Origin of the sequence: Olleya sp. HaHaR_3_96, assembly GCF_019278545.1 — a bacterium.
Taxonomy (GTDB): Bacteria; Bacteroidota; Bacteroidia; order Flavobacteriales; family Flavobacteriaceae; genus Olleya.
The window spans coordinates 1,232,815-1,251,901 of record NZ_CP058987.1 but is presented as its reverse complement, the minus strand read 5'-3'; the positions used below and the strand labels follow the sequence as shown (position 1 = coordinate 1,251,901).

Below are 19,087 nucleotides of genomic sequence, written 5' to 3'. Positions count from 1 at the left end.
TACCATGAACGAAGACATTACATTTATAGTAGACACGACCAAAGAAGCAATGGAAAAAGCCATTAAGCATCTTGAAAAACAATTTGTAAATATTAGAGCCGGAAAAGCAAGCCCTGCAATGTTAGGGAGCGTAATGGTGGATTATTATGGGTCACAGACTCCACTTAGTCAAGTCGCAAACGTCAACACACCAGATGGTCGTACAATTACTGTGCAACCGTGGGAAAAAAACATGTTGCAAGCTATAGAGAAAGCGATTATGATTGCGAATCTTGGTTTTAACCCAATGAATAATGGGGATATACTAATTATAAGTGTACCACCATTAACAGAAGAACGCAGACGCGAACTTGCTAAACAAGCAAAAATTGAAGCTGAAGATGCTAAAGTCGGTATTAGAAATGCACGTAAAGAAGCCAATAACGACATTAAAAAGACAGAAGACGCCTCTGAGGATATTCAAAAAAATGCAGAAGCAGACGTTCAAGCTTTAACGGACAAATATGTTAAAAAAATTGAAGAAACCTTAGCTTCAAAAGAAACTGAGATAATGACTGTATAATTCTTAAAGCGACTTTTAAGTCGCTTTTTTTCATTTTACAACTTATACCAAAATTTCACGTTCTAGTATTTAAGTTAAAATCTCAATTATGAAATTTTTAAAATCTATTGGTTTTGTTTTTGCCTTTTTTTACTTGGGACTGCTCCACGCTCAGGACTATAAGTTTATTCCAAAAAACCAGCATCTATTGACAGATGAAGACGCTAAAACTATGGAGTTCGCAATTACTCCCGATGTTTTACTTTTTAGTGACCAAGGACAACGACTTCCTATGTCTCAAGTGGAACTGATGACAAACTCAGATTACACACCTTTTTTTTATGTCGATGCTGAACAGAAACTAAAGTCAATAGTCTTTAAACGCAACACGTCAAAAAACAATACGATTACGACAAACCTAGAATCTGAATTTATAAAAGGAGAAAAAGCTTTAGATTTTATTATTACAGATTTAGAAGGAAACACTTTTAAACTATCAGATCTTAAAGGTCAAGTGGTAGTACTAAACTTCTGGTTTACAACATGTGGCCCTTGTATGATGGAAATGCCACAATTAAATAAACTGAGGTCAAGTTTTAAAACTAAAAAAGTGAAATTTTTTGCCATAACTTTCGACAAAAAAGAAACCGTTGAGCAATTTTTAAAGAAGAACAAATTTGACTTTACAATTACACCAAATGCTAACGATGTTATTATGATGTATGGCGTACAAAACTACCCTACCACAATCGTAATTAATAAAAACGGAGAAATTATTGCTAAGGAAATTGGTTATAGAACAAATATCGAACCTGTACTTACAACATTTATAAATGCAGGACTCTAATTTTAATAAACTCAAATATTACCTCGTACTATTACTCATGTTTAGTGCAGGGACTCTCCTTGCGCAAAATACGGATTCAGAGACTACCATAAAAGTAAACGATTCAACAAAATCAGGAGATCTTTTAAAACAAATTGGTAATGGTTTTTTCCCAACTAAGTTGTGGAATTTTGACTTACGTTATTTGATTAAATATAATCAATATGAAGGTTTCAGAACGGGCTTAGGCGGTATTACCAATGATAGCTTTTCTGAAAAATACAGAATTGACTCCTATTTAGTCTATGGGTTTAGAGACGATAGCTTCAAATACAAAATAGGTGGCGGGTTTAGAGTAAATAAAGACACTAAAACTTGGATAAACTTATCCTACATTGACGACCTAAAAGAAACTGGTAGTTCTGCCTTCTTAACTGATAGTCGTTCGTTTTCTTTTTTTGAACCCCGCTTACTGAACATTAATTTATTTCACAAACATATCACATCTGCCATTTCAATTGAACATGAAATAACACCAAACTTATATTCAAAATCGGAACTTGCTATTAGTAATATACGGCCGACCTACGACTACAACTTTCTTTTAGATGGGACAAATTATAGTGGATTTGAAACAACTACCGCTAAAGTATCGCTACAATGGGATCCCTTTAAAACTTTCGAAGAATCAAAAGCAGGTGTAAAAACAGCTATTGATGGCTACCCAAAATTTACTTTGCAGTATACTAAAAGTTTTAAAGACCTTTTAAATGCTGATTTCAATTTTTCGAAATTAGACTTTAGAACTATTCATAAAATAAAGCATAATAGAAATTCTTATACAGTCGGAACCTTATCCGCAGGTATAACACATGGAAATGCGCCTTTAACCCATTTATATCACGCGTATCCAAACAATATTACTAAAGAAACTATCTTACAACGTTTTTCTGTAGCCGGAATAAATAGTTTTGAAACGATGTACTTCAACGAGTTTTTCTCGGATAGATTTTCTACCCTCGTTTTAAAGCATTACGTAAAACCTTTTGCAATCGCAAAACACTTTAATCCGCAATTAGTACTTGTTTCCCGTTACGCCATCGGTAACATGAATAACATCGACAGACACCAAAATGTTAGCTTTGGAACACTTAAACACGGGTATACAGAAAGTGGATTTGAAATTAATAAATTGATATTTGGCTTCGGTCTAAGTGCCACGTATCGATATGGTGCTTATCACTTACCAAGGGAAGAAGATAATATCGCTCTAAAATTCACTTTTAATATTACATTATAAAACCAAATTTGTTTAAGTAAATACAATGGTTTTATATACCTTTGTTCCGTTTTTTAGAGCATTATGTTTAAACTATCTTCAGCAAATTTTTGGGATATTGTAGCACGATTAATCCTGCGCAATAAGATAACTATTCTTCTTGGTATAGTTATAATTACTATATTATTTAGTACGCAATGGAAGTATATGCGTTTTACGTATACCGAAGCTAATTTGCTACCAGATGATCACGAAGTAAATATCACTTACAACGACTTTTTAAAAGTATTTGGAGAAGAAGGCAATCTAGTGGTACTAGGTGTTAAGGATACCACCCTTTTTACAGTTCAAAAATTAAATGCTTGGAACGCCCTTTCTGACAGCTTTAGAAAAGCGGCAGAAGTGGAAACGGTTATTTCAATAAAGGATCTCCAAAAATTAGTAAAAGATCAAGTTCACGAAAAATTCACTCTAGAACCTTTTATTAAAGACTCCATATCCTCAATTGCGGAAATAGAAAAGTTGCAAGACCAACTGTTTAATCAATATCCATTTTACGATAATTTTCTATTCAATAAAGAGACTAAAACAGTTCGTACAGCAATTTACCTCAAAAAGGACATTGTAAATACGCCTGCTAGAAAGGACTTTATAATGGATAATCTAATCAAAAAAATAGAAGCTTTTGAGAAAAAAGAAGGTTTAGATGTTAGAATATCAGGAATGCCATATATTAGAACGCTTAATGCACAAAACATAGTTGACGAGATCAATCTGTTTGTACTTGCAGCATTGCTAATTACCTCTTTTATTTTCTTCTTATTCTTTAGATCTTTCAGAGCGACTTTCATCTCGTTAATAGTGGTATGCATTGGTGTTATGTGGACATTAGGAATACTTGGCATGCTTGGGTACGAAATCACGGTGCTAACAGCTTTAATTCCACCTTTAATAATTGTAATTGGAATACCTAACTGTATCTTTTTAATAAACAAATACCAACATGAGGTAAAATCTCATGGTAACAAAGTAAAAAGTTTACAACGTGTTATTACAAAAGTAGGTAACGCCACATTAATGACTAACGTCACAACAGCGTCAGGGTTTGCTACTTTTATTTTAACAGAAAGTACTTTACTTAAAGAGTTTGGAGTTGTAGCCTCATTAAGTATAATTGCTATTTTTATACTATGCTTGCTAATAATCCCAATAGTCTATACTTTTTTACCTTATCCTAAAGACCGTCATTTAGAACATCTAAATAAACGTTGGATTGGTGGTTTTGTAAATTGGATGGTCCGTATGGTGAAAGAAAAACGAATTGCAATTTACATCACTTCTTTAGTTTTACTAATCGTTTGCTTGATAGGTATTTTCCAAATAAAAATTTCTGGAAGTTTAATTGAAGACATGCCTAAAAAAGCACAATTTTTTAAAGATATTCGCTTTTTTGAAGAAGAATTTGATGGTATTATGCCATTAGAAATCATGATTGACACCAAGCGTAAACAGGGCGTAATGAAGCTAGCAACTTTAAAGCGTATGGATAAAATTGAAGAGTTTATAAACGAAACTCCTGAATTTTCAAAACCAATTTCGGTTGTAGGGTTAGTCAAATATTCCAAGCAGGCTTATTACAATGGTAATCCAAAATATTACCAATTGCCGACTAGCATGGAAAATAATTTCATTTTATCCTATGCAAAAAACTCAACCTCTAATGTTGATTTATTAGCGAATTTTGTAGATAGTACTGGTCAATATGCTAGGATTACCACATTCATGAAAGACATTGGTACCGATAAAATGGAGCGTATTCAGGAAAATCTACAAGACAAAATAGATAATGTTTTTCCTAAAAAGCAATACAACGTGACTATGACAGGTAAGGCATTAGTCTTTCAAAAAGGAACAAAGTACTTGGTCAAAAATCTAGCTATATCCTTGTCTTTAGCAGTAATATTGATCTCACTATTCATGGCCTACATGTTTAGATCGTTTAGGATGATCATCGTTTCATTAATCCCTAACTTATTACCACTAGTCGTTACTGCAGGACTTATGGGTTACATAGGCGTCCCAATTAAACCGTCAACAATACTAGTCTTTAGTATTGCTTTTGGTATATCTGTAGATGACACTATTCACTTTTTAGCAAAATATAGACAGGAGCTACAAGCTAATAATTGGAAAATTAAAAAATCTGTTTATGGTGCTTTGCGCGAAACCGGTGTTAGTATGTTTTATACATCGATAGTACTGTTTTTCGGTTTTTCAGTCTTTACCATTTCTAGTTTTGGAGGGACCGTTGCTCTTGGAGCTTTAGTATCTGTAACACTATTGTTTGCCATGTTATCTAACTTACTATTATTACCATCGTTATTATTATCATTAGAACGAAGCATAGCCAATAAGGAGGTGCTAAAAGAACCAACAATTAACATTATACCAAGGGAAGACGATGATGATGAAACAGCATCCATTTCCGAAGAAAAATAAAAGAGAACACTCTATTTTTAATTAAATTTTTTAAAAATGAAATCATTTACAGTTGCCACTTTACTTAAAGAAACCAAATTACAAGAAATACAAATAAAAGGTTGGGTACGTACCTTTAGAGCGAATCGATTTATTGCTCTAAATGACGGTTCTACATTACATAATATTCAATGTGTTGTTGATTTTGAAAACACAGATGAAAACTTATTAAAACGAATCACTACAGGTGCTGCAGTCTCAATTACTGGAGAATTAGTAGAAAGCCAAGGTAAAGGCCAAACAGTAGAAGTTACTGTAACTAAAATTGAAATTTTAGGAGATTCTGATCCAGAAACGTATCCAATTCAACCAAAAAAGCACAGTTTTGAATTTTTAAGAGAAAATGCACATTTACGCACAAGAACAAGTACGTTTAGTGCCGTTATGCGTTTACGCTCTGCCTTGTCTTTTGCTGTTCATAAATACTTTAACGATAATGGTTTCTACTATATGCACACCCCAATTATTACGGGAAGTGATGCAGAAGGAGCAGGAGAAATGTTTCGTGTAAGCACATTAGATCAAAAAAATCCTCCTTTAACAGAAGAAGGAAACATAGATCAAACCAAAAACTTTTTTGGAAAAGACACTAACCTTACTGTTTCTGGTCAATTAGAAGCAGAAACCTATGCGATGTCTTTAGGTAAAGTATATACTTTTGGACCAACATTTAGAGCAGAAAACTCTAATACCACGCGTCATTTATCAGAATTTTGGATGATTGAGCCAGAAGTTGCTTTCATGGATCTTGCAGGAAATATGGACTTAGCAGAAGACTTTATGAAATCTGTAATTAGTTATATTTTAGAACATAACGCGGACGACTTAGAGTTTTTAGACAAACGTCTTTTGGATGACGAAAAAACAAAACCTCAAGCAGAACGTAGTGAATTATCTTTAATTGAAAAATTAAAATTCGTCACTGAAAATAATTTCAAACGTGTAAGTTATACTGAAGCTATCGATATACTTAGAAACTCTAAGCCTAATAAGAAAAAGAAATTCAATTATATCATTGAAGAATGGGGGGCAGATTTACAATCAGAACACGAACGCTTTTTAGTAGAAAAGCATTTTAAATGCCCAGTAATATTATTTGATTATCCAGCAAATATCAAAGCCTTCTATATGCGTTTAAACGAAGATGGCAAAACCGTTAGAGCCATGGATATTTTATTTCCTGGAATTGGGGAAATTGTTGGAGGATCACAACGTGAAGAACGTCTTGATGTTCTAAAAGAAAAAATGGCAGTATTAGATATTTCTGAAGAAGAATTATGGTGGTACCTAGATTTACGTAAATATGGTACAGCTGTTCATTCTGGTTTTGGTCTTGGTTTTGAACGTTTAGTTATGTTTGCAACAGGAATGGGTAATATTAGAGACGTAATACCTTACCCTAGAACACCTCAAAATGCAGAGTTTTAAGGCTTCGAATAAACAGTAAACTCCTCTAAAATAATTTAAGTAAAAAAAGAGTTTATTAAAATTCAAATTTATATATTAAAACAATCTACTAAAATGTAGATTGTTTTTTTTATTTTTAACCTAATTCTAAAACAAACCATGCTTAAACAATATTTACAGTTCAAATTATCGCAGAAGTTGTCGCCGCAACAAATTCAATTAATGAAATTGATACAGTTGCCGACACAAGCATTTGAACAACGTTTAAAGCAAGAGTTAGAAGAAAATCCCGCATTAGATACAGGGAAAGAAGAAATTGTTGATGACTTCGATAATGATCTAGACAATACTAAGGACGATTTTGACGATAACGACATCATAGATGCTGGAGATATTAACGTAGATGACTATTTAAGTGATGACGAAATCCCTGAATATCGAACAAACACGAATAACTATAGTGCAGATGATGAGGACAAAACAATGCCTTACGCTGCCGGTACTTCTTTTACGCAACATTTAGTTAATCAATTAAACACCTATCGTTTGTCAGACGACGAACGTGATATCGCTGAGTTTTTAGTAGGTAGTGTAGATGAAAGTGGTTATATCCGTAGAGAACTAAGTGATATTGTAGACGACTTAGCCTTCACACAAAGTGTTTATACCGATGAAGAAAAAGTCTCTAGAGTCCTTAAAATCGTACACCAGCTAGATCCTGCAGGCGTCGGTGCTAGAAACTTGCAAGAATGCTTAAGTATACAATTACATAGAAAAGAAAAGCAACCTGATGTCCAATTAGCCATGGATATTATTGATAAAGCATTTGACCAGTTTACCAAAAAGCATTACAAGAAATTAATGCAAAAATTTGATATTACTGAAACTCAACTTAAAGATGCTATTCATGAAGTTGAACGTCTTAACCCAAAACCAGGAGGTTCATATGCTGGAAACAACAGAATAGTAGAACATGTTGTCCCAGATTTTGCGATAAAAATAGTCGATGGCCAATTAGAATTAACACTAAATGGGCGTAATGCACCAGAACTACATGTCTCTAGAGAGTATAATAATATGCTTAAAGGTTACAAAGAAAGTAAAGACAAGTCTAAATCACAAAAAGACGCTGTCATGTTTATAAAGCAAAAACTAGATGCCGCTAAATGGTTTATAGACGCTATTAAACAACGTCAGCAGACTTTATTTGTAACAATGAGCTCTATTATGAATTATCAGAAAGAGTTCTTCTTAACCGGTGATGAGCGTAATTTAAGACCAATGATACTTAAAGACATCGCTGACGAAATTGAAATGGATGTTTCAACAGTCTCCCGTGTGGCTAACAGTAAATATGTAGATACCCCTTATGGGACTAAATTAATTAAAGAATTTTTCTCAGAATCAATGACTAATGACCAAGGAGAAGAAGTATCGACTCGCGAAATCAAAAAAATTCTTGAAACGGTTATAGAAGAAGAAAGCAAAAAGAAACCATTAACGGATTCTGCATTAGCCACTATACTTAAAGAAAAAGGGTATCCTATTGCTCGTCGTACAGTTGCAAAATATAGAGAGCAATTAGATATTCCTGTAGCTAGATTGCGTAAGAAAATATAATACTATTATATTTTTAGATTCATCAACATTATTTTCTTGCCAAACTTTATCAATATATAATTACAATGAAATGGCTAATTAAAAGTATATCTGTCGTTTTTCACCCTATTATAATGCCCTTATTGGCAGTTCATTTCTACTTCAAAAAATCGCCTAGATTTATCCCTGAAGAGTTCGTTTATGCTAAGATAATATCACTATTCATATTGTCCGTAATACTTCCCATTATGGTCTATTTCCTACTGAAAACATTAGGTAAGGCGGAATCTTTACAACTAAAAACCACCAAAGAACGGATCCTACCATTACTAGTTAATTGTGTAATCCTTGCTTTAATACTGTACCGAGTATTCCCTAACAATCAAATACCTGAGCTCTATTTCTTTTTTATTGGAGTACTAATATCAAATCTCACGTGCTTATTGTTAGCCGTATTAAAATTCAAGGCAAGCATACACCTAATAGCTACAGGAGGTGTGTTTATGTTTTTTGTTGCCTTTGCAATTCATTTTAGCATCAATATTAATGGAAGTTTAGCGCTATTTGCTATAATTACAGGCGCTCTAGCGACCTCAAGGTTATATCTAAAGGCACACACTGTTCAAGAATTATTAGTAGGGTTATTTATTGGCGTAGTACCACAACTTATACTATTACAATATTGGTTATAATATATAAAACATCAAACCCACTTTGATTGCACTCATATCAAGTGCTTCCCCACTTATTTCGGCATTTTCAAACATATCATTAAGACCATAATACAAATAGAAATTCCAAGTATTATAACCCGCACTAAATGTTAACCCATACTGCAACTTATTAAAAGCATCACTATTAGTCAATTTAACATCACTAGGGTCACCCAAAAATTTAGTTCCGTTAGAGAATACATAGCCCGCTTTAAAACCCGTATAAATCCTCCAAAAACTATATTCGGTAGCCGACGATGTTCTCCATCTAAATTGTACTGGCATTTCGACAATATAGGTATAAAACTTATTCTTAGAATACTCAACATCATCCGAATTTAACACTGAAAACGTTGTTACATTGTTATCCTCGCTAATTAAAAGGTTTTGATTATAAGCATTAAAGGATAAACCTAAACCAACACCGATAGCTTTATTTCTTTCCTTGTTAATTGGCATATCACGTATAACACCAAAATGTAAACCACTTGAAAATTCATTTTGAGACACTCCACTAGGCTTTTTACTTAACAAGTTATATGTTATCCCCAAATAAAACTGATCCTCTCTATAAAGGGAATCAACAACCCCTTTATTATCCTCAGCTTTTTGTGCAATTAGAATAGGTGCACAAAATAAAACGGTGAATATAATTAGTAAATATTTCATCTGTTAAATGTAATGTTTATAGTTGACCAAGAGTGTAATCAATAAATTGTTTGGAATATAAAACGAATAATTTAAAAGATCACAATAGTACCTATTAAAGGTACAAAAAACAAAAGGTGTTTTGATAAATCAAAACACCTTTTGTAATAAAATTAAGAGTAATCTTTATTTAAGTCCACTACCTTTTTTAGTAGTATAATTAATTTTCAATTGTCCTACTTTACGTAATTGTTGCTCGATATCTGATATAAGACCCATATTTGTTTCTTTATCAACTTTAAGAGCTGCAATTAATTGTGGTATTTCAGCTTCACGCTTGGAAGCACGTTCGGCCGCCACAAAAGCTGCAATTTCCTTCAAATCAGCAAACTTATCGTTTAACTGAATCTTAGGCTCTTCTCCCATGTTTTTATATTGATCACTAGGCTTTCCAGCGTATATAAACATGATTAAATTTTTCTGACCTAACTTTTCAGTTTCGGCTGCAGAAGGTAAATTATTTTTAATTTTCAAACTGCTGTCTCTCATTACGGTTGCTACCATAAAAAAGAATAATAGCATGAATACAATATCAGGTAATGATGCTGTAGATATAGCCGGCAATTCTTTACTGCCTTCTTTTTTAAATTTTGACATAGTTTAATAAATTATTTTGGTTCTGCCTTAGAGATAATTCTAGGATACTTATCCTTAATATCATCTATTTTAGCTTTTAACTTTTCACTTTTAAACTGAGGTGATTTTGAATCATCATAAGTTAATTCCATTTCTTTAAAAGAACGTTTGTATAGCCTTTGCGCTAAACGCTCTCTTAATTCTGTGTAAGCACTTACTAACTGATCGTAAACCACTATAAAAGTGTTATAATCTGTAGCTCTTGAGTGGGTAATTGAGATAATTGCTTTTTCTGGATGATCTGAAGACGATGGGTCTTTAGCTCCATTACAATAATCACATTTTTTCCCTGCTGCATTATTTCCTCCACCGTTATCAATAAACTTTAACGCTGCTGCTTTCAAATCCTTAGGTTTCATTAAATCTCCCTCAACCAACATCTGATTGTCTTTGTTTAATTCAACTGTAAAGATATTTTTCTGCTTAATAATTGGAGGATCAATGATCTCATCCGGTGGTAGTTTTGAACTAATACCAGAATCTACTTCAATAGTCGTTGTAACTAAGAAGAATATTAATAATAAGAAGGCAATGTCAGCCATAGAGCCTGCATTAACTTCTGGTGCTGATCTTTTTGCCATAATTATTTAATTAATTTTTTAATACCTGAGAATAACATCGTTCCAATAGCTACTGCTCCTAAAATGTAAAATGCTATTAATCCTGCACCTACCATTTTAGATTCGCCTTCTGAAGCTACTAATCCGTTATATTTATAAACGCCATCTCCTCCTGATACTACGTAAGCTATCACTAAAATAGCTACGAAAGCTCCAACACCGATTAAAGTGTTTTTAAGAGATTTCCCTCCTGTAAAGATATTTTTGATAACAAAAATCACTACAAATATTAAAACTAAAGCCAATATAGCGTAAGCTACATATGACATATAATCAACTAAAGCAGTATCTCCGTTTGCTGCCGCCATCTCTATACCTTCATCTCCTTTAGAAATAATACCTACTAAAATACCAATCCCAGCTAAACTCAATACTAAAGCAACTATTTTTAAAATCTTGTGCATATTCTTTAATTTTTAAAGTTAGTAATTGAGTAAATTATTTCTTGTACTTAGATAAGATATCCATTAAGTTAATAGAAGAATCTTCCATATCGTTAACAATACTATCAATCTTAGCGATAATATAATTATAAAAAATTTGTAATATAATTGCCACAATAAGTCCAAATACGGTAGTTAATAAGGCTACTTTAATACCCCCTGCTACTAATGATGGTTGCATATCTCCTGCTGCTTCAATTTTATCGAAAGCTTGGATCATACCAATTACAGTTCCCATGAACCCTAACATTGGTGCTAATGCGATAAATAAAGAAATCCAAGATACGTTTTTCTCTAATTGTCCCATTTGTACTCCACCGTAAGCTACAACAGCTTTTTCAGCATCGTCTAAATCACCTTCTGCTCTGTCTAAACCTTGGTAAAAGATAGAGGCAACAGGTCCTTTTGTGTTACGACATACTTCTTTAGCAGCTTCTAAACCACCTGATTGAAGAGCATCTTCAACATCTTGAGTTAACTTTTTAGAGTTAGTTGTAGATAAGTTTAAAAAGATAATTCTCTCAATAGCAATTGCTAAACCTAGAATTAAACATAATAATACAATACCCATAAAACCTGGTCCACCTTCAATAAAACGTTTTTTAAGTTCTTGGTGAAACGTTAAGTTCTCGCCCTCTGCAGTTGCAGCATCAGCATTTGAATCGTCTTGTGTAAGTACTACAGTAGTTGCAGTCGTCATTGCTACGTTAGTAGTTGCATTTGCAGTTCCGAATGCCATGATACACGCTATGGCTAGGATAGAAAAAAATCTTTTCATTTTGTTGTTCTTAATTTTATTAGTTAAAGTGTTAAAGATATAAAAAAATTGTAATTAAAAATAAAAATAACTAAAAGAGCTGAAGTAAAACCATAAAGTTTTGCTTTTTACTCTTAAAAGCTAACAAAAAATATAAAACTTAAGATGTTCGTCAATCATAGTTACAAAAACCATTTAAATAAACATCTATCCATTTCAAACCTTTTGCAGAGAGAAAGGGATTCGAACCCTCGATACGCTATTAACGCATACACGCTTTCCAAGCGTGCGCCTTCAGCCACTCGGCCACCTCTCTGTAAATAACACTAATTACAATGGGGCAAATAACAAAAAAATATCTTAAACTTAAAATTTTAAGGGTTAATTTTAAGACATTTCTCCTCTTAAAGCCGTTTCATAAATGGTTTTGAATAAGTTAGCAGAAATATTTTCTCCTAATAAATACATCAATTTACACAAAGCAGCCTCTGTCGTGATGTCTTTTCCTGATATTAATCCTATTCTTTTCAATTTTTCGCTAGTTTCATACTGCCCCATTAAGACACTTCCTCCCGAACATTGTGTCACATTGATAATAGGAATCCCTTTTTGGACCGTCTTTTTTAGTAATTCTAAAAACCAATCTTCGGTACTACAGTTTCCCGCACCATAAGTTTCTAAAACAATACCTTTTAATCCTTCTGTATTAAAAACAGCTTCTAAAACTTGCTTTGTAATACCTGGAAATAACTTGACTAAAGCAATGTTTGCATCCAAGTTTTTATGTACTGTAAGTTTTTTTCTAGGGTTAGGCTTAAATAAAATCTCATGATTCACCTTTAAATGCACGCCACTTTCTGCTAGATCAGGGTAATTTAAACTTGCAAAAGCCTCAAAATGTTCCGCATTTATTTTTGTTGTACGGTTAGCTCGGTACAAATTATATTCAAAATACAAACCAACTTCTTTTATAACTGGTTTATTATAATGCTGTAAAGATGCTATTTGAATTGAAGTAATTAAATTTTCTTTAGCATCTGTACGCAAATCTCCAATAGGCAATTGTGATCCTGTAAAAATCACAGGTTTGGCTAAATGTTCTAACATAAAACTTAAAGCCGAAGCTGTATAACTCATAGTATCACTTCCATGAAGTACAACAAACCCATCAAAAGCTTCATAATTAGTCTCAATAACTTCTGCTATCTGAACCCAATACTCCGGATTCATATTACTAGAATCTATTGGCACTTCAAAAGAATAGGTTTCGATAGTACACTCTAACAGTTTTAACTCTGGAATACGATCTAATAAGTTTTCAAAGTCAAAAGCACGTAAAGTCCCAGTTTCCGGGTCCTTTATCATACCTATAGTTCCTCCTGTATATATAAGGAGTATATTCGGGATCATTTTAGTCATATTATATAGTACTTAGCTTTGAGTTAAATCCCAAATACCGCTTTTGAATTCTCTGTTGTAATGTCGGCAATTTTCTGTTCTGACACTTCGTAAATCTCTGACAACTTTTCAACAACCTTTAAAATATAGCTACTTTCATTACGCTTTCCTCTATACGGTTTAGGTGCCAAATATGGTGAATCTGTTTCTAAAACGATATGTTTTAAATCTATTGCTTTTAAAAACTGATCAATCTTTCCATTTTTAAAGGTTGCAACGCCACCAATACCAAGTTTCATATTATAAGAGATGGCTTGGTGCGCCTGTTCTAAAGTACCCGAAAAACAATGAAAAATTCCACGTAAATCATCAGCTTTCTCTTCTTCCAAAATTTCAAAAATCTCATCAAAAGCTTCTCGACAGTGTATTACTATGGGCAGTTTATACGCTTTTGCTAATTTAATTTGTTCTCTAAAGGCTTCCTGTTGTATTGCTAATGTGCTTTTATCCCAATATAAATCGATACCTATCTCCCCTACTGCATAAAACTTATGAGAAGCCAACATTTTTACGACATGCTCTAATTCTTCTTTGTAATTCTCCTTAACATGTGTTGGATGTAAACCCATCATTAAAAAAACATGTTTAGGATAATCTTTTTCCAATTGTAGCATACTTGCTGTATACGTGCTATCTATTGCGGGAATAAACAATCTAGAAACGCCGGCATCTAATGTGCGTTGCATCACTTCTTCCCTGTCCTCATCAAAAGCGTCACTATATAAATGTGTGTGTGTATCTGTAATTATCATGGCACAAAAATAAAAAAGTCATCATGGTTATGATGACTTTTGGATAAGTATTTTATGGACCTTATATATAAGGACTAGTTTATTAATTAAGTTTATTTAATAATCGTAAGGCTTGACCATAATCATCTGCATCTTCTGGTATCATTTTTAAAATCGCAATACAAGCTTCATTTTCATCTTGTTTTAACTTACTTAATGCCAGATACCATTTAGCTCTGTTATTATAAGCAGAACTTCCTTTTGTAATTGAAATTAAAATAGTTTCCGCTTTAGCGAAATTATCTAACTCAATATTAGTGATGGCATAATAAAAATTATATTCAATATTCTCAGGATCAGCGACCAATAATTCTTCCAAATATGTATTCGCTTTTTCATAGTCTTTATCATTAAAAGCTTTAGTTGTTTTAATTAACAAACCAACATTTCCTTCTCCACTTCGTACCGCAAAATCTACAGTCTCATGTGTATTAAAATCGGAATAACTAGCGCCTCCAGAAAATTGATTATAAACAAAAAACCCCATCAATAATGCAATACTTGCAGCTACTACATACTTATACAATTTAAACGATTTCTTAGTCGGTACTGCTTCTGCTTTAACGTCTTCTTTATTAAAATATTGAAATGATATATTATCTAAATTAGCCTTAAAATCAGCAGTTTTACTCTCATTTCCTATTTCGTATTCCAAATTTTCAGAAAACTCTTTGTAGACTGCAAATGTTTTTTTGAATAAAGGATCAGAACTTAGTCTTCCCTCAAAAGCAATATGTTCCTCTTTGCTTAAATTGTCTGATAAATAGTTTTCAAAAAGGATGTAATCTTGTTCTTCCATAACACTAATGATTAAGTTGATTAAATGTTGGCGACTCTTGCACTAACTTGGTTAATTGCCCAATACACAGCGATTTTTTCTTTCTAGCGTAAGCATAACTTACATTTAGACTTTTGGCTACTTCTTCCATCGATTTTATTTTAAATGTAGCTTTCAGTAAATCTTTGCAGGCATCACCAAGTTTTTGAAACATCTCATTAAACAAAACTTGTTTACCTTCAAATACAGAAGTTTCAAAAGACAATTCTTGTGCGTCGTCATCCTTAGATAATACCTCTTCGTTAATTGTTACCTCCTTTTTATTATTTTTTTTTAAATAGTTTAACCACTTACGCTTACATAGTAAAAAAAAGTAAGCATCAAAAGGACACGTTAACTGTAATTTTTTTTGACTCCCTTGATTATAAATTGTTATAATCGTTTCTTGTATAATGTCTTGTGCACTATCTACATCACCACTATTCTGCTTTATATAATTAATCACCTTAGGTGCAAACTTATCATATATAGCTTGTATAATAAAGGAGTTGTTGGCCACTAATCCGTCAACATACTTCTGGTCTTCGTGTATTTTTTTTGCACTCATAAACCCTTTGTTTACAACGAATGTAAAAAAACTAAATAAAATAAGGGTAACAAATTTTAAATGGTTTTGATATAAGAGTGTAACAGTCAGAATTTGACAACACAAAAACAGTAATAAACAACACAAAACAGCGTGATAAAAATAACACTCTGTTTATCTAAAAAATATAAACCAATTAAAACATTAATTATGAAAAATTGTTCACCTTTACACACCCATTTAACTCATAAGTACGGTATAAACCCGTCTTTAAAAACAATTTTCGGAACGCTTTTTATGACCGCTCTGTTAATTACAAGTTGCGACCCAAAAGATAACAATGAAGACATAACTTCCAATTCTGAAATTGAAGTTGCTACTCCCCAAGAATATAAAAACATAAAAGAACAGGCATTAGCAAACCATACGGAAAATTTTAATTTTAATGCAGAAGATGGTAGTATAATGTTTACAACTACAAACGGATCACAGATTCATATTGACGGAAATTGCTTAACATTAAATGGAAATGCTATAACCGGCCAAGTTGATCTAGAATATACAGAACTTTTTGATAAAGGCAGTATGTTAACGACCAACAAACCAACTATGGGCGTGTTACCAAATGGTGATAAGAGTCTATTAATTTCGGGAGGAGAATTTTTTATTGAAGCGACACAAAACGGTATCCTTTTAGACACTAATTGCCCACTTCAAGTAACCATACCTACAAGTTTAACAGGTGGAGATGACTTCGACATGACACTTTGGGAAGGGACAATAGATGAAAACGAAAATCTTACATGGGAAGAAAACAACGATGCGGCAGGTCAAAACGGGGTCTTTCTTGACGGCACACTATACAATGTGTTTTTTGCCTCCTTTGGATGGAACAATGTAGATCGTTTTTATTCGGATCCAAGACCAAAAACAACACTACTAGTAAGTGTCCCTGAGGGTTATGACAATCTAAATTCAAATGTATACTTATCTTATGACGGCGAAGATACTGGTTTAGCAAATTTAGATCAATACGACCCCGTTACTGGTTTATTCACGGAACATTACGGACAAATACCAATTGGGTTAGAATGTCAAATGATATTTGCTACAGCACATAATGACAACTGGAGATACGCTATTAAAAGTGTCACAATTACAGAAGATCAAACTTACACCTTTGAGTATAGCGAAACGATAGTAGCCACAGAAGCAGAATTAACCCTTCTTATAAATGGTTTACCATAACGATTAACTTATTTGAATTTAAAAAAAGCTGGAAATTAATTTTTCTGGCTTTTCCCCATTTCAAATATGACCTAAAATGTGTCGTTCATTCATTAAAACGCCCCTCTTGTCGGTTGGTCAACTTATATCAATAATTTTATCACTAAATTTAATCTCTAAACCAAACCGTAATGAAAACTATTATCGCTATAATTTTTACCTTAAGTATTACAACACTCAGTTTTGGACAAGATACTGTAATAGACACAACAAGACGGTCCGCTACAATAGAGTATAAAACTAGTGGTAATCAAACATTATTCTCTCCAAAAGCACCTATATTAAATCAGATTGCAGGAGCACCAAAAGCATTTTATACCAATTATTGGGAATTTGGAGACGGGACTTACAGTAAAGAAAACAATCCAATAAAGGTTTATAAAAATACTGGCGATTACGAAGTGAGACTTTGGGCTACCAATAACTACGACACAGGCAAACCTCCAACAACAAGACCCAAAAAAATAAGAATAGATTCTGCAGATGACACTTTTCAGGAACAAGCGTCTATGGAAGAAGCTATTGATTTACAACGTAACCGCGAACCGATGCCTGAAGAAGAAATAGTGGTAATTCTTAAATATAAAAACACAAAAGACTATACTACCAATGGACAATTGTATTTATTTTATAACGAAACTATTTATAACGATAACAACTTTCAACTAACAGACACCAGAACACATCATGGTGAGACTAAAATAGAAAATGACAATTTAGTTTACATCTCCAAACCTAAAAATAATGCATTTTACGCTTCCGCGGAAACTCAAAACTTGCGTGCTTATCTTAGTCCACAGGATTCAACCGAAAGACAAAACTTACCGCTAACGCTCGAAGACGCTAAAGCCAATTACAAAAACGCTAGTACACTAAGCTTTAACAACATGCAACCTAATGAAGAGCGTAATGTGTTTTATACTTTAAAAACAACCCCCGAAATGCTAAAAGATACTAGTGCTATCATTTCGGTTAGAGGAATATATATTCCAGATGAAAATTATGACAATCATAATGTAAAAGACATGGAGATGGAAATTGTCACCTCTCATGATCCAAACAAAATGTCTTCAAATGCAACATTTTTAAACTATAGATTAGTTCGATTTAAAGCACCTAAATTTAAAATTAGATTTCAAAATAATGGAGAAGGTCCAGCAAACACAATTAGGTTAGAAACGGATATCCCCGATATGTTTGACAAAACCTCCATTACCGTTTTAGACATGTACCCAAAGGTGAAAATCTGTCCTAAATATGAGGTTGCATACAGTTGTTTGGACACCACGTATACAGAAAAACAAGCCATTTTTACATTCAAAAACATTTACCTTCCCGGAAGCGAGCAAAAAAACGTAAAAGTTTATGACTCAACTAAAGGGTTTGTACAATACAACATTAAATTCGGAAAGGACTTTCATAAGCAAAAGACAAAATCGCGTACTGCTATCATTTTTGACAAAAATGATCCGATTATAACCAACTACTCTACCACCAGATTTTTACCAGGAATTTCGATTGGTGCAAAAGCAGGTTATAATTCGTTTTCAGATTTAGATAATTCTAAAAGTTATTTTGTTGGTGCTACACTATCTCCTTACAAATCTTACAAATGGTATTGGCAAGTCGAGCTTTTAAACAGTTTTCATAGCTATGACGGACAATCCAATTTCACCAATACTTTAATTGAAAATACACCAGTAGGTTTTCCGTATTACGAACGTAAAACCACTTCTAAAACCTACAACAACGTAGATTGGGAACTTCCTGTTTTAGCGCGATATAACATCAATAATTATATTGGTTTAGGTGCTGGACTACAAGGTATGTTTTCTCTTAGCGAAAAAAGTGAAACAACAGCAACAACCGCCTATTTTGAAGATGAAGCTGGTACATTTGAAGTTCCTAATTTAGAGACGACCACAACGAACACTACGGAAACGTCTAGTTTTACAAACTTCAGAACGGGATTTTTAGTGGAAGCCACAGCTGGTTTTGCAAGAATTGGTCCTAGCATTGGCGCGCGTTACGTTTTTAACTTTAAAGAGAATTATAACTACATGCAATTGTACGCAATTTGGAAATTTTAACTCAAAAGCAAGCTTATCCCGAGTAAAGTA

The 19,087-nt window shown here is 33.0% G+C and carries 18 protein-coding genes and 1 tRNA gene; 9 read left to right on the top strand and 10 right to left on the bottom strand.

The window, feature by feature from the left end:
- Positions 1–4 precede the first annotated feature (4 nt).
- The 7 genes from frr to H0I26_RS05315 all read left to right on the top strand — a co-directional run bounded on the left by frr (position 5) and on the right by H0I26_RS05315 (position 8,882).
- On the top strand, positions 5–562 hold the full coding sequence (gene frr / locus H0I26_RS05345; RefSeq protein WP_218701341.1) for a ribosome recycling factor: 558 nt from the start codon (positions 5–7) through the stop codon (positions 560–562).
- A gap of 88 nt (positions 563–650) precedes the next feature.
- Positions 651–1,388, top strand: coding sequence for a peroxiredoxin family protein (locus tag H0I26_RS05340; protein ID WP_218701340.1), 738 nt, complete (start codon positions 651–653; stop codon positions 1,386–1,388).
- Entirely contained in the window at positions 1,375–2,667 is a 1,293-nt protein-coding gene (locus H0I26_RS05335; RefSeq protein WP_256935268.1) for a DUF5686 family protein, read from the top strand. Before H0I26_RS05340 ends, H0I26_RS05335 begins: the two co-directional genes overlap by 14 nt.
- Positions 2,668–2,730: 63 nt before the next feature.
- On the top strand, positions 2,731–5,145 hold the full coding sequence (locus H0I26_RS05330; protein WP_218701339.1) for an efflux RND transporter permease subunit: 2,415 nt from the start codon (positions 2,731–2,733) through the stop codon (positions 5,143–5,145).
- Between the two features lie 36 nt (positions 5,146–5,181).
- Positions 5,182–6,612, top strand: coding sequence for an asparagine--tRNA ligase (asnS, locus tag H0I26_RS05325; RefSeq protein WP_218701338.1), 1,431 nt, complete (start codon positions 5,182–5,184; stop codon positions 6,610–6,612).
- A gap of 138 nt (positions 6,613–6,750) precedes the next feature.
- A complete protein-coding gene (gene rpoN / locus H0I26_RS05320) occupies positions 6,751–8,211 on the top strand; it encodes an RNA polymerase factor sigma-54 (protein WP_218701337.1) in 1,461 nt (486 codons plus the stop codon).
- A 227-nt stretch (positions 8,212–8,438) separates the two neighbouring features.
- The gene (locus H0I26_RS05315; protein WP_256935267.1) at positions 8,439–8,882 is read left to right on the top strand and encodes a hypothetical protein; all 444 of its coding nucleotides are present in this window, start codon (positions 8,439–8,441) and stop codon (positions 8,880–8,882) included.
- Here H0I26_RS05315 and H0I26_RS05310 read toward each other — a convergent pair.
- The 10 genes from H0I26_RS05310 to H0I26_RS05265 all read right to left on the bottom strand — a co-directional run bounded on the left by H0I26_RS05310 (position 8,877) and on the right by H0I26_RS05265 (position 15,701).
- Positions 8,877–9,572: a porin family protein gene (locus H0I26_RS05310; RefSeq protein ID WP_218701335.1), complete on the bottom strand. Its 696-nt coding sequence runs from the start codon at positions 9,570–9,572 to the stop codon at positions 8,877–8,879. The two genes, H0I26_RS05315 and H0I26_RS05310, sit on opposite strands and share 6 nt — an antisense overlap.
- Positions 9,573–9,737: 165 nt before the next feature.
- Positions 9,738–10,208, bottom strand: a complete 471-nt coding sequence (locus H0I26_RS05305; RefSeq protein WP_218701334.1) for an ExbD/TolR family protein — start codon at positions 10,206–10,208, stop codon at positions 9,738–9,740.
- Positions 10,209–10,219: 11 nt separating this feature from the next.
- Positions 10,220–10,828, bottom strand: coding sequence for an ExbD/TolR family protein (locus tag H0I26_RS05300; protein WP_218701333.1), 609 nt, complete (start codon positions 10,826–10,828; stop codon positions 10,220–10,222).
- A 2-nt stretch (positions 10,829–10,830) separates the two neighbouring features.
- Complete coding sequence (locus tag H0I26_RS05295; RefSeq protein WP_218701332.1) at positions 10,831–11,271, bottom strand: hypothetical protein; 441 nt, start codon at positions 11,269–11,271, stop codon at positions 10,831–10,833.
- A gap of 34 nt (positions 11,272–11,305) precedes the next feature.
- Positions 11,306–12,088 (bottom strand): MotA/TolQ/ExbB proton channel family protein, encoded by a 783-nt coding sequence (locus H0I26_RS05290; protein ID WP_101016605.1) that lies wholly within the window; start codon positions 12,086–12,088, stop codon positions 11,306–11,308.
- Positions 12,089–12,295: 207 nt separating this feature from the next.
- A tRNA-Ser gene (locus H0I26_RS05285) sits at positions 12,296–12,383 on the bottom strand.
- A 71-nt stretch (positions 12,384–12,454) separates the two neighbouring features.
- Entirely contained in the window at positions 12,455–13,486 is a 1,032-nt protein-coding gene (locus tag H0I26_RS05280; RefSeq protein WP_218701331.1) for an asparaginase, read from the bottom strand.
- A 23-nt stretch (positions 13,487–13,509) separates the two neighbouring features.
- Positions 13,510–14,277 carry a TatD family hydrolase gene (locus H0I26_RS05275; RefSeq protein WP_218701330.1) on the bottom strand — a complete coding sequence of 256 codons (768 nt, stop codon included), beginning with the start codon at positions 14,275–14,277 and terminating at the stop codon, positions 13,510–13,512.
- 82 nt (positions 14,278–14,359) lie between these two features.
- Positions 14,360–15,115, bottom strand: a complete 756-nt coding sequence (locus H0I26_RS05270) for a tetratricopeptide repeat protein (RefSeq protein ID WP_218701329.1) — start codon at positions 15,113–15,115, stop codon at positions 14,360–14,362.
- Positions 15,116–15,119: 4 nt separating this feature from the next.
- Complete coding sequence (locus H0I26_RS05265; protein WP_101016597.1) at positions 15,120–15,701, bottom strand: RNA polymerase sigma factor; 582 nt, start codon at positions 15,699–15,701, stop codon at positions 15,120–15,122.
- 189 nt (positions 15,702–15,890) lie between these two features.
- Here H0I26_RS05265 and H0I26_RS05260 point away from each other — a divergent pair, with 189 nt between their 5' ends.
- Entirely contained in the window at positions 15,891–16,928 is a 1,038-nt protein-coding gene (locus H0I26_RS05260) for a hypothetical protein (protein ID WP_218701328.1), read from the top strand.
- Positions 16,929–17,098: 170 nt separating this feature from the next.
- A complete protein-coding gene (locus H0I26_RS05255) occupies positions 17,099–19,057 on the top strand; it encodes a PKD domain-containing protein (RefSeq protein ID WP_218701327.1) in 1,959 nt (652 codons plus the stop codon).
- The last annotated feature ends 30 nt before the right edge of the window (positions 19,058–19,087 follow it).